The following is a 12,311-nucleotide window of genomic DNA, read 5'->3' on the forward strand; positions in this document are numbered from 1 at the left end:
CTTCTCGGTCAGACCCCGGCGAGCCGGAGCAGGGTGGGAACGTCCTCCAGACCGCGGAGGGTGTCGTTCAGGTGGGTGCAGGTCGAGGCGCCCGTGAAGGTTGCGCGGACGTGGGAGCGCAGTCCCGCGAGCGGTAGCCCTGCGAGGCGCTGCGCGCTCGCGGCAGCGGCCGGGCACTCGACCCACGGCAGCACCCTCGGGACGGCCTCGCAGGAGACGACGGTGGGGCCGATCAGGTCGATCTGCGCTGCGACGGTGTACTCGTGGATCACGGTCTCGAGCCCGTCCGGGCGGACATGCGAGTCGCGGTAGAGCACATCGACCCGTCCGTCGGAGCGGACATCGGTCCGCCGCCAGCGGCGCATGCCGTGTGCGGGCAACGGGCCGACTGCGTGCCAGCCGTCCTCGTCGTCGTCCACGAGGGCCGGCGCGACCGGCCCGGTGACGAGCGGAGCCCGGCCGGTGGCGTCGACCTCGTTCATGATCGTGCCACCGTGGGCGAAGCCCGCGCACTGGTCCCGCCCGAACATCGGCCTGCCGACCGTGAGCGGCAGCCTGCGACCCGCCGGCAGGCCCGCTCCGAACGCGAAGCCCGAGACGAGCGTCGTGACGGGGAAGTCGTCGAGCAGCAGGTGCAGCAGCCCGGCCTCGTCGGGAACGGAGGGATCGGCGGCCAGTACCGCCGCCCGGAAACCCGAGGACACCGGTGTGCCGATCAACGTCTGGAGGGCGGGCCGGGCGGGGTGGCTCTCGACCTCGCGCAGGATCCGCCCCTCGACGAACTCGACGACCGCGCGGCAGGAGGCCTCGTCGACGACCCTCGCCGTGCCCTCGGGCGTGGTGACGAGGTCGCGTGCGCGGCCCAGCAATACGAGTGGACCGGTCAGGCCCTCCGGTCGGAGCATGTCCGTGGTCGCCGTCCGGCGTACCGAACCCGCTGCGCGAGCGGGTGTGCCGGAGGTCGGGGCGTGGGTGCCGTGGCGCGGGTGCAACGGACCGAGCACCGGCACCGCCATGATCCACCTCCTCCGTGGAGAGTTCCGTGGAGAGCTACTGAAAACGCCCTTCTCAGTAGAACCCCTCGGAAGAGGCCTGTCAACCGGCGCGGAGACGCGGGGAAGATTGGCTGCTCACGGTGTTCGCGGCAACGGTCCCTCGAGCGCCGCGCCGGGCGCGACGACCGAGTCCTCGGTCCACTCGAACGGTAGTCCGAGCGTGGTCGCGGGATCCGACCACAGTCGCCCCGGTGCCTCGTCCACGACGCCGATGCCGAGGTCCTCGAACGCGTGGGCCGCGCCCCTCAGGTCGGGCACCCCCCAGCACACCGAGTACAGCCGCTCGCCCCGGCGCTCGAGCACCTCCGCGTGGCGGCTCCGCGCCGACCGGGGCGCGATCAGGCGCAGGACGATGTCGTGCACCAGGAGGTCGACGGTTTCCTCGATGTCCTCGTCGGCGCGCGGGTTGCCCGCGATCTCCTGGGCGCCGGTGAGCCGGTGCAGCACACCGGCGACCCTCGCCGCGTCCCGGACCACCGCGGTCGTCCACGCCACGTGCGTCACCTCGACCGCGGGCGCGGCGACCGCGGGCAGCGTCCCGCCGTCGCGAGGGTCGTCGCGCAGGTACGTGTCGGTCCACTCGACGAGGATCCCGCCGCTGTCCTTCGGGTGCATGAAGAAGTGACGGCCCGGCACGTCGGTCCCGGTGATCCGGACGTCGGCGCGCCGGAGCAGCTGCTCGACCGTCCACAGATCGTTCACGCACCAGGCGAACGAGTGCGGGCCCGGCCCGTAGCGGCGCAGGAAGTCCGCCACGGCGCTCGTGTCATCGGTCGCTTCGAACACGGCGAACGGCAGCCCGGCGATCCACCAGAGCCATGACCGCGCGGCCGACTCCGCCGACGTGCCACCGCCCGCGGGATCCGTGCTCGGCGCCGGATGCCAGAAGTCGTGAAGCGCGGCGGTGCCGGCGAGCGGTCGCGCGCCGAGGACCCGCTCGAGCCATGCGGCGACCTCCGGCCCTGGATGGTCGGAGACCAGGCCGAGTCGGTGGAAGTCACCGAGACGTACCGGGAGGGCGGGCGGTTGGCTCGGGGGCGCGGGCACGGGCACTCCTCGGGCAGGCCGACATGGGGCTGGTGCGGGCACCGTAGGCCCCGTGGGCTCGACTCCAACAGAGTTCTATGCGGTAGATGATTGACGTGATTCATCTCATGCTTTACCTTTTTGGCTGCTGAGAGGCCATCCAGTACGCCTCCCGACGGCTCCGAGACCCGGAGCGGACACGTCACGTCACGTCACGTCGCTGATGCCCGTCCGCGAGGCCGGAGGTCGAGACCGGCGCAGCGCGCCGCAGTTGCGCTCGACCCGAACCTCGCTCGTTCTTCTCGGAGCCCCGGTGCCGACCCGGTGCCGATCCGACGGGTGTCAGCAGGACGCCATCCGTATCCGACGAAGGGACCACACGTGACCTCCTCCGCCTCCTCCTCCACTGCCATCGTCACCGGCGCGAGCCGCGGCATCGGCAAGCAGATCGCCCTGGAGTTGGGTCGCCGCGGTATGAACGTCGTCGTTGCCGCGCGCACCGTCGAGGCCCACCGCCGGCTGGCGGGCACGGTCGGCGAGACGGTCGAGGCGATCAGGACCGCCGGGGGAACGTCGATGGCGGTCCGGACCGACATGGCCGTGCCTGAGGACATCGCAGCGCTCGTGCGCACGGTCCTCGACACCTTCGGCCGGATCGACGTCCTGGTCAACAACGCGGCCCAGACCGCGGGTACCTGGCCGAAGCTCGTCGACATGGACGTCGCGGACTGGCGGCAGCAGTTCGAGACCAACCTGCACGGGCCGATGCTGCTGATGAAGGCGGTCGTGCCCGCGATGACCGAGGGAGGCGGCGGCGTGATCGTCAACATGACCTCGGGCGCGGGCGACCTGACGCCGGTCCCCCCGGAGTCGGCGACGGCGACCGACCGTCCGACCCCCGCGGGGGAGCGCGTCGCCTACTCGGCCAGCAAGGCCGCTCTGAACCGACTCGCGAACGTCCTCGCCCCCGAACTGCGAGCGGCCGGGATCGCGGTGGTGAACGTCGATCCGGGGTTCACGCGCACCGAACTCGTGGACCTGATGGGCGCCAAGGGCGTGGTGGACGCCGACGCCGCGGTCCCGATGGACGTGCCGATGCGCACGGTCGTCGACCTCGTGACGAGCGGGAACGCGATGCGGCACACGGGCCGGATCATCCGCGCGGCCGACTACGTGGCGGCGCTGGCGCCCTGACCGCCCTGGCTGAGCTCTCTCCCCGACAAGTTCAACGACGAGCGGAGGTACGGGATGAGGTTTCCCAGGAGTGTGGCGGTGTTCGTCGCCCTCGCATGCACGGTGGCGGTGGCCGCGTGCGCGCCCGCGGGTGCAGGCCAGGAGGGTGGGGGCGCGGGTGTCCCGCTCGGCGCGGCCAAGGAGGACTACGTGGCCGCACTCTCCGACATGGAGCCGGTCACGCTCGGCTTCGGCGGGATGACGAGCGGGCCGAACACCCCGACCGTGCAGGCGTACGTCCGCTACGGCGAGCTCGTCGACGAATGGTCCGGCGGGAAGATCACCTTCGAGTTCGACTTCGGTGGCGCCAAGCTCACCCTCGACAAGATGGCCGACGGTCTGGGGCAGGGCCGCATGGACATGGGCACGTTCGTACCCGCCTACCAGCCCGACGAGTGGCCCGTCGCCAACCTGGGTGCCAGCCTGGGATTCATCGGGAGCGGCAGCCCGATCGCGGGCAGGCTCGCGCTGCTGGCGGCCAGGCTCGACTTCGCCCACTCCTTCGAGCCGCTGGTCCAGGAGATGACCGAAGGCGGCATCGTGGCGACGATGCCGATCTTCCAGAACAACGAGGCGCGGATGCACTGCGTGTCCGCCACACCGCTGCAGAGCCTCGCGGACCTCGCGGGAAAGCGCATCCGCGTCGCGGACAGCGGGCAGGCGCGGATGGCCGAGGCGATCGGCATGGTTCCGGTGTCGATGGTCAACGCGGAGATGTACCAGGGCCTCCAGCGCGGGGTGGTCGACTGCGCGGTCAACGGCGTCTCGGCCGGCTTCACCGGCGGGTACTACGACGTCGTCAGCTCCTGGACGCTGGAGAACGAGGAGCTGGTCTGGACCCAGACGGCGACGGCGTGGGGCTTCGGCGAGAGCATGTGGAACGAGCTGCCCCTCGCCGCGCGGCAGCTGCTCTGGGACACCCTGCCGCAGCTCATCGAGGGGCAGGTCGAGGCGTCCTTCGGCTCGACCTGGGACTCGCTCGTCGCCGCGCGCGACCAGTACGACGTCGCGGTCGGTGAGTACGGGGCCGACGTCATGCAGGTCGCCGCGCAGCAGCACGAGGAGGAGAAGGCGGCTGTCGCCGGCAACGCCGAGCAGCAGGGGGTGACCGACGACGGTGCGGCCCTGGTGGCCCGGTACGAGGACGCGTACGACCGCTGGTACACCATCGTCACCGAGGAGCTCGGCTACACCGACACCGTGACGTGGGGGAGCTACGCGGACGAGTTCGACCCGGCCACGTTCGACGCCAGGCCGCTCGCGGACCGCATGTACGAGGAGATCCTGCTGCCGAAGCGACCGGCGTGACCCACGCTGTTCAGGCGGGGCCGAGAGTGCTGCGGACGGTCGGTCCCTCGACCCCGTAGGCGGGGTTGGGGAAGCGCCGGAGCTCGACATCGTCGCTGACGGTGTCGAGGATCGCGTACGAGACCGTCGACGACCCGGGGTCGCGGGACTCGCCGATCGATCCCGGGTTGACGACGAGGGTGCCGCCGTGGCGCTCGGCCATCGGGACGTGCGTGTGGCCCAGCAGCAGGAAGTCGGCGTCGATCTCGCTGCAGCGCCGCAGCAGCGGGGAGCCGGAGAAGAGGTAGTCGTTGTACGGGGCGAACGGGCTCGCGTGCACGATGCAGAGGCGCTTCCCGGCGATCTCGAGGTCGATGCGCAGCGGTACGTCGCGCAGCTTGCCGACCAGCACCTGGTCGACGCCCGGGCGGCCGACGGCAGCCGGGTTCTTGAGGAATCCGAGCTCGTGGTTGCCCAGCACGTAGCGCAGCCCGTCGTCGAGCGCGCGGCCGACGACCTCGTTCGAGAAGCGGTACTCGTGGATCAGGTCGCCGAGCAGGAGCACCTCGTCGACGTCGGGCCCCAGCTCGTCGAGGGCGCGCTCGAAGGAGGCCAGGTTGCAATGGACATCCGACACCAGGCCCAGTCTCATCTGCCCCACCTCGCCGTGCGCCCCGGCCCGGCTGTTGCAAACAGCGTTTTCACTATCGGCGGACGGTAACCCACGATCCGAGTCACGTGCAACGGCTCGCGCCCCGCGGGGAGGAGGCTGCGTGGGCCCCGTCACGCAGACCCAGGGCCGGAGGTTCCGGTCAAAGGGTGTATTGATGGAGATCTGAGAACGAGGTTTCCGCCGCGCCCCGTTCGCCGGGCCGCCCTCGGCCGTTGATCCGGAGGGACACGCCATGACTGCTCCTCGCCGCGCCCTGCCGCTGCTGACGGACCTGCCGCCCGCGCCGGCCTCCCCGCACTCCGGCACCCCGGCGCGCCACCCCGGCTCGGTGCGGCGGACCGGGCACTGGAACATGACGTGGCCCGACGGGCTGGCGGGCGGCATGCAGATCGATGCCGCTGCGCGCGACCTCGTCACCCGGGCCGATGGCGGGTCCGACAGCCCTGACGAGGCCCGCCCTGACGAGGCCCGCCCTGACGAGGCGCAGCTCCACGTCCGCGTCGACGGCACCAGGGTGCTGCGCTCACTGGAGAGCACCCCGGAGCGCGCCGAGCTCCAGCAGCTCCTCGGTGGGGGCGGGGGCAGCGGTTACCGGCACCGGCTGCAGGGCCTGATCCCGGACGAGATGGCGGCCGGAACGCTCACCTACTTCCTCCTGGACGACATGCCGGGCGTCACCCTCGTCGGCCCCTTCGCCTGGCGGCTCTGGCCCGAGGCGCAGGAGATGTACGCCGCGCGGAGGCACCGCGGGCCGGGCTACGACATGACGGGCATCTGCTCCGGGTTCCGGCCCGACGGCTTCCCCGTGAAGCGGATCATGGGCGGCGAGGACCCGCAGCACAACCTGGTGCCTGCCTTCGAACTCGCGGAACCGGGCGACCCCCTGGCATGGCACGAGATCGCGGGGCCGCCCGGCGACGCCCCGATGCTGCGCCGCCGCAGGCGGGTGGACGTCGTGGACGGCCCGCAGATCCGCGTCGACTCGCTCTTCCGCGACAGCATGTGGAGCCCCGACGGTGTCGAGACGGTCGTGCACGAGTACGGGGTGCACGCCGTCGTCGACCGCGCGACGATGCGGCTGACGTCGATCACCGCGGATCCGCGGGTGCTGCCGTTCCCGACGTGCCCCGCCGCCGCGGCCAACGTCGATCTGCTCACCGGTGAGCCGATGGCCACGCTGCGGCACCGGGTGCTCGAGCTCGTCATCGGCACGGACGGCTGCACCCACCTCAACGACGCCCTGCGTGCGCTCGCCGAGGTCCCGATCGTCGTGGAGCGCCTGGACCGGGCGCAGAACCTCGGCTGAGCGCGGCGGACTCGCGGTCGACGGCCTGGATCTCGGTACCCCCGGACCGGGTCAGGCGGGCCGGGCTGGCCCAGACGAGCGCCGTGGTCGACGTGCAGGAGCGACCGGCCGGGCGGTGCGCCACCGCCGGAGGATCGGGTCTCGCGCCGTGCGGGTGCTCAGTCCGCGGCGACGACCGCCGAGGCGAGCAACTGCTCGACGCGCCGGCGCGAGTAGCCGAGCTCGCCGAGGATCGAGAGGGTGTGCTCGCCGACCGCGCAGGCGTCGCCTGCGACGGTTGCGGACCGGGAGAAGCGCACGAGCGGTGCGAGGCGGGGGATCTCGCCGAGGAATCCGTGCCTGCAGGTGGTGACGAATCCCGACACCTGCCCGACGCTCCCCTCGTCGAGGTAGCCGCCCTCCACGGGGCCCGGGACGACCTCGACACACGCGACGTCCGCGGCCCGCAGCTCCGCTTCCCACTCCGCCGCCGTGCGCTGCCGGAACCACTCGGCGAGCGCGCTCGCGAGCTCGGCGTCGTGCTCGCGACGGCCGTCGGCCGTGGTCAGGCGCGAATCGGTCGACCACGTCCCGGGCATGACCGTGGCGAGCCGTTCCCACTCGTGCTGCTCGGGCGCGGCGAGGAACACCCAACCGTCCGCGGCCTGGTAGAGGCGGTAGAGCGCACCGAGCCCGTACAGCTCCGGGTCGGCCGTCGGCGCCGGGCCGCGGTCCGCGTAGCGGACCGTCTCCTCCGAGAGCGCGTGCGTGGCGGTCGACAGCATCGTGGTCAGCATGGTCTGGCCGCCGTGGCCGCGCTTGCGGGCGAGGATGCCCAGTACCAGCGCGGTCCCGACCGTCACTGCGGCGTATCCGTCCGCGTTGCCGACGCCCATCACGGCGTAGACGAGGCGGTTCCAGACCTGTTTGATCTCGTCGATCCCCATGTCGGCCGACGCCTGGATCGCGGAGCCGGCGCCGGCGTTGCGGTAGGCGAGCCCCGCGCCCGCGCCGATGGTCGGGGCGTAGGCGGGGCGGTGCCCGCACGGCCCGTCGACGCCGTAGCCGGGCGCCGTGAGGTAGACCAGGTCGGGGTTGACCGCGCGCAGCGAGACGGCGTCGAGCCCGAGGCGCTCGGCGACACCCGCGCGGAACGACTGCAGCACGACGTCGGCACGCGCCGCCAGGTCGCGGACGACCTCGCGCCCCTCCTCCGTGTGGATGTCGACGGCGATGCTCTCCTTCCCGACCAGCGCCTTGATCCCGGCGACATCGGGGAAGGGCAGCATGTTGCGCATCGGGTCGCCGGCCGGCTCCTCGATCTTGATCACGCGCGCGCCGTAGTCGGCCAGCAGCGTCGCCCCGAACGGCGCCGCGTAGTAGGTGCCGAGCTCGAGCACGGTGACGCCGGCGAGCGGGGGCCGCGTCGGTGCCGCGGACCCGAGGTCCGCGGCGGGGGTGGGTGCGGGTCCCGGGGGGGCCACGCGTCGCCGCAACACCTCGTCGTGCGCCCCACGTCGTGGTGCCGAGCGGCCCAGGCGCGCCGGCGTGCCGTCCATGCGCACCACGGCGGCGGGCTGCAGGACCGGCCCGAGGACCGGGTCCTCGATCTCGGTGACCATCCCGTTCCAGCGGGTCTGGGGGTGGTCGAGCACCTCGTCACCCTGGCGGAAGGTCTCGGCCCAGACGTCGGGGTTCTCGTCGAAGCGCCGCTGCCACTCGGCCAGCGGGTGTGCCTTCACGGCACGGAGCAGGTGCTCCCAGAAGGCCTCGCGCTTCGCGGCGTCCTCGAATGCGGGCGCGCCCGTCCACTCCGGGTCCTCGAGCATCCAGTCGAGCTCGAGAACGCGCATCATCGCGCGGAACAGCCGATCGACGACCTGGGAGAACTGCAGCCAGTGGCCGTCGGCGGTGAGGGCGATCAACAACCGGAAGGACAGGTCGCCCGCGGGCACGCCGTCCCTCGCGATCGGGGTCTGGCGGAAGCTGTCCGGGAAGCGCGCCGCCACCACGCGGGCGAACCAGCCGAAGGTGTCGTGCACGGTGATGCCCTGGGCGATGCTGGTCTCGACGTGCTGGCCGCGGCCCGAGTCCTCGCGTTCGACCAGGGCGGCGAGGATCCCCTGCAACGCCAGCTGGGTGGCGGGGAACGACCCGTAGAGAGCGGCAGGGAACGCCGGGCGGCCCCCGCCGGCGAGGCCGGCGACGTGCCACAGCACCCCGGTCTTGGCCATCACGACGCCCTCGTAGCCCTGCAGGTCCGCGTACGGTCCGGTGCGCCCGAACCCCGTGATGGAGCAGGTGATCACTCGCGGGTTGCGCGCCGCGAGCGCGGTGTGTCCGAGGCCCAGCGCGTCGGACACCCCGGGTCGGAACGACTCGACGACGACGTCGCTCCCGACCGCCAGCCCGAGAGCGATCTCGTGGTCCGCGGCGTCGTGCAGGTCGAGCTCGATGCTCGTGGTGCCCCGCGCCCAGAACGGCCAGGCCGCCTCGTCGCGCAGCCGGCTGCCGCCCGGCGGCTCGACGATGACGACCTCGGCGCCGAAGTCGGCGAGGAACTGCCCCGTCTGCAACGCCGTACGGGTGGGGGAGACCAGGACGGCCCGCAGGCCGTCGAGCGGAGGCGGGTTCACGGCCACGTGACGACTCCCCGCGCGCGCAGTCCGTCGATCGCCGACTCGGAGTAGCCGAGCTCGCGCAGGATCGCGCGGGTGTGCTGGCCGACGAGGCAGCCCGGCCCCAGGGTGGCGGGTTGCTCCATCGTCACGATGGCGCCGTGGCGGCGGTGGCGTCCGAAGAGCGGGTGCTCCACCTCGCCGACGAAGCCGTTCTCCACCATCGCGGGGTGTTGGGTCGTGAACACGGGGAACGGCTGGTCGTTGACCTCGACGCAGGCCACGTCGTGCGCGGTCGAGAGCGCCTCCCACTCTGCGGCGGTCCGTCCGGCGATCGTCGCGGCCAGCACCGCGGCGAGCGCGGTGTCGTGCGACTCGCGGTGGGCCGCTGACCTGAACCTCGGATCGCTGTCGAGGTCGGGGCCGCCGGCGTCCCGGACGGTCGCCGCGAGCCCGCCCCACTCCTCGTCGTCGGTGACGGCGAGGAAGACCCAGCCGGTGGCGGCCGGATAGAGCCGGTACAGCGCACCCAGGCCGTACGCGTCCGGGTCGGCCCGCGGATGCCGTGGCGCGTCCGCCGCCACGAAGAAGGCCTCGGAGACGGTGTAGGCGTTGGTGCCCAGCATCGAGGTCTGGCCTGCCTGGCCGGTACCCGTGCGCTGGGTGGCGAGCAGGCCCAGCAGCATCGCGGTGCCGACGCCGAGTGCGGCCCCGGAGTCGGCGTTGACCAGGCTGTGGGCCTGCCGTTGCTGGGTGAGCTCGCCCAGTTGGACGGCCTCGTCCGGGTCCATCGCCGTGACGTCGTCGAAGGCGTGCTCCCAGCCGAGCTGCAACGCCTGGTGCCCGACGCCGACCCCGATCGTCGGCGCGTAGGCGGGCCGCATGGCGGACGGGCCGGAGCTGCCGTAGGCGGCGGCGTACAGGTAGAAGAGGTCCGGGTTCACGGCGAGGAGCGACGCGGCGTCGACCTCCGTCCGCACGGAGGCCTCCTCCCGGAAGTTGCGCATCACCATGTCGGCGCGGCGCAGGAGCCGGTGCAGGATCTCCTTGCCTTCGGCGGTGCGGGTGTCGACGGCGAGGCTCTCCTTGCCCTGCAATCCCTTCACACCCGCGAACTCGCGGACGCCCGATTGGGACCGGTGGGGGTCGCCCGCGAGGTTCTCGACCTTGATCACCCTGGCGCCGAGATCGGCCAGCAGGGCGAGCCCGAACGGAGCTGCGTAGAACCACGCCAGCTCGACGATCGTGACTCCGGCGAGCGGGGCACCGGACAGCTGCCTGGTCGCCCGAGGACGATCCCGCCGCGGGAAGTACGCGGTCCTGTCGTGCTGGCCGATGGCAGGGGCGGGCTCGCCGATGTCGGCGGGGGTGGATTCCAGCGTGACCAGCGGCCCGATCTGTGTGGTCGGCCCCCACCGCGGATCGTCGATGTCGACCACCTGACCGTTGTGGACCAGCTGCGGATGGCGGGTGGCTTCCTCGGCGGTGCGGTAGGGCTCGCCCGCGATGTCGGGCTCGGCGTCGAACGCGGCCTGCCACTCGTCCCAGGTGCGCTCGGTGATCCGCTGCCGCGCGTACGCCTGCACCACCTCGGTGGGTCCGCCGGCGTTCTCCCGGTACCAGTCGGTCAGGTCGGTCGCCCGGAGGAACGCCGCGAGCTGGTGGGGGAGGAAGTTGCCGAACTGGATGCAGCGCCCGTCCTTGGTGAAGGCGACGATCCCGGAGATCGGGGGGTAGATCGTCGACCCCATCCCGGCAGGGCGCTCGCGGACCAGCCGCTCCGGCGGGACCAGCGGCTCGAGCCACGGGTAGAGGTCATAGCTGGTGAGTCCCTGTAGCAGGCTCGCCTCCACGAGCTGGCCGGGCCCGTCGGCGCCGCGGGCGTACAGCGCCGCGAGGATCCCCTGCAGGGCGCCCATCGCCGCGCCGAAGCTGCCGGCCGCGATGGGGGAGAACCGGGGCCGCGCCCCGGTGTCCAGCGATCCCGACGGAGTGGAGAACACCCCGGACTTCGCCGCGACGACGCCCTCGTAGCCCTTGAGCCGCGCCCACGGCCCGCGCGGACCGAACCCGGTGATGGCGCAGGTGACGAGCCGGTCGTTGGCCGGGGCGAGCTGTGGGTGGGCCAGACCGTGGCGCCGGGCCACCCCCGGACGCCAGTCCTGCACCATGACGTCGGCCCCGATGGCGAGCTCCCGCACGCGGTCGCGGCCCGCCTCCGTGGCGAGGTCGGCGACGACACCGAGCTTTCCGCGGTGCCACATGACGTACGCGGGCAGGCGGCGGAGCCGGTCGCCCCCCGGCGGCTCGACCTTGACGACCTCCGCGCCGTTGTCACACAGGACCATCGTGGTGAGCGCACCCGCCTGACCCCCGGTGAGGTCGAGGACGCGCAGGCCCTCCAGGGCGGTGCTGGTGGTGTTTCCGTCGGCAGAGACCACATCGGCTCCCTCGCGAGAACGTCATTTCCACGACGCGCTGTCAACTATTAGCACGCGGCCGGGTCCTGGCCATACGGTGCGAGAACAGGCTTCTCATCAGATGGACCGCCGTCGGCGGCGCGACACACCGGAGGACTGCCCGGACCGTTGTTCTCGGCGGGGCACGACCTGGGCTCCTCGGAGGCTCGCGCCGAGCGGGAGGCAGGGCCGCAGCAGCACCCGACGTACACCGTGAACGGCGGGACGAGGCACGCCGCCGAGACCCGGATGCTGCAGGAGTGGCACTACTTCTTCCGCAACACGCTGCGCTGGCGCGACCTCCGGAAGGTCACCGTCGCCGAGGTGCACGGCAGGGTCTATGCGGCGGGCCTGATGCTGATGTGGGCGTGCGACCTCATCGTCGCGGCGGAGGGCACCGAGTTCGCCGAGCGGATCGCCGGCACCGACACCATGGCCGCCCTGCTGATCAAGGAATCGGTGAACCAGTCCGTCGACAACATGGGCTTCCAGAACGCACTCAACGCGTGCTTCTCGCTCCACCAGCTGAATCACGCCCACTGGGCCGAGCGGACCGGCGGGTACCCGGCGGGGACGCCCGAACTCGGGGTGCCGGCCTGGAGCGAGGCGCCGCCCGTTCGCCCCGCGCGCAGGCACGCTCCCTGACCGGGTTCCCACTCGCACGCTCGGTACCGT

At 72.3% G+C, this 12,311-nt stretch carries 9 protein-coding genes; 4 read left to right on the forward strand and 5 right to left on the reverse strand.

The annotated features are described in order from the left end of the window. Positions 1-8: 8 nt before the first annotated feature. The gene (locus FB558_RS18455; RefSeq protein ID WP_142055134.1) at positions 9-1,016 is read right to left on the reverse strand and encodes a DUF2889 domain-containing protein; all 1,008 of its coding nucleotides are present in this window, start codon (positions 1,014-1,016) and stop codon (positions 9-11) included. A 114-nt stretch (positions 1,017-1,130) separates the two neighbouring features. Continuing rightward, positions 1,131-2,102, reverse strand: a complete 972-nt coding sequence (locus FB558_RS18460; RefSeq protein WP_142055136.1) for a VOC family protein — start codon at positions 2,100-2,102, stop codon at positions 1,131-1,133. Between the two features lie 360 nt (positions 2,103-2,462). On the opposite strand from FB558_RS18460, the gene FB558_RS18465 reads away from it, so the two are divergent. Together FB558_RS18465 and FB558_RS18470 are read left to right on the forward strand one after the other, a co-directional pair. Beyond that, entirely contained in the window at positions 2,463-3,275 is an 813-nt protein-coding gene (locus tag FB558_RS18465) for an SDR family NAD(P)-dependent oxidoreductase (RefSeq protein ID WP_170231388.1), read from the forward strand. Positions 3,276-3,353: 78 nt separating this feature from the next. Further along, complete coding sequence (locus FB558_RS18470; RefSeq protein ID WP_170231389.1) at positions 3,354-4,622, forward strand: type 2 periplasmic-binding domain-containing protein; 1,269 nt, start codon at positions 3,354-3,356, stop codon at positions 4,620-4,622. A gap of 10 nt (positions 4,623-4,632) precedes the next feature. Here FB558_RS18470 and FB558_RS18475 read toward each other — a convergent pair whose 3' ends face one another. Then, the gene (locus tag FB558_RS18475; RefSeq protein ID WP_170231390.1) at positions 4,633-5,253 is read right to left on the reverse strand and encodes a metallophosphoesterase family protein; all 621 of its coding nucleotides are present in this window, start codon (positions 5,251-5,253) and stop codon (positions 4,633-4,635) included. A 253-nt stretch (positions 5,254-5,506) separates the two neighbouring features. Here FB558_RS18475 and FB558_RS18480 point away from each other — a divergent pair, with 253 nt between their 5' ends. Beyond that, positions 5,507-6,580, forward strand: a complete 1,074-nt coding sequence (locus FB558_RS18480) for a DUF2889 domain-containing protein (protein ID WP_142055144.1) — start codon at positions 5,507-5,509, stop codon at positions 6,578-6,580. Positions 6,581-6,738: 158 nt separating this feature from the next. Here the strand turns inward: FB558_RS18480 and FB558_RS18485 are convergent, their stop codons facing one another. Both FB558_RS18485 and FB558_RS18490 read right to left on the reverse strand, forming a co-directional pair. Continuing rightward, positions 6,739-9,201 carry a CaiB/BaiF CoA transferase family protein gene (locus tag FB558_RS18485; RefSeq protein WP_170231391.1) on the reverse strand — a complete coding sequence of 821 codons (2,463 nt, stop codon included), beginning with the start codon at positions 9,199-9,201 and terminating at the stop codon, positions 6,739-6,741. After that, on the reverse strand, positions 9,192-11,618 hold the full coding sequence (locus tag FB558_RS18490; RefSeq protein ID WP_142055147.1) for a CaiB/BaiF CoA transferase family protein: 2,427 nt from the start codon (positions 11,616-11,618) through the stop codon (positions 9,192-9,194). Before FB558_RS18490 ends, FB558_RS18485 begins: the two co-directional genes overlap by 10 nt. Before the next feature lie 147 nt (positions 11,619-11,765). Here FB558_RS18490 and FB558_RS18495 point away from each other — a divergent pair, with 147 nt between their 5' ends. After that, on the forward strand, positions 11,766-12,281 hold the full coding sequence (locus FB558_RS18495; RefSeq protein ID WP_246106601.1) for an enoyl-CoA hydratase-related protein: 516 nt from the start codon (positions 11,766-11,768) through the stop codon (positions 12,279-12,281). Positions 12,282-12,311 lie beyond the last annotated feature (30 nt).

It is taken from the genome of Pseudonocardia kunmingensis, assembly GCF_006716445.1.
GTDB lineage: Bacteria > Actinomycetota > Actinomycetes > Mycobacteriales > Pseudonocardiaceae > Pseudonocardia > Pseudonocardia kunmingensis.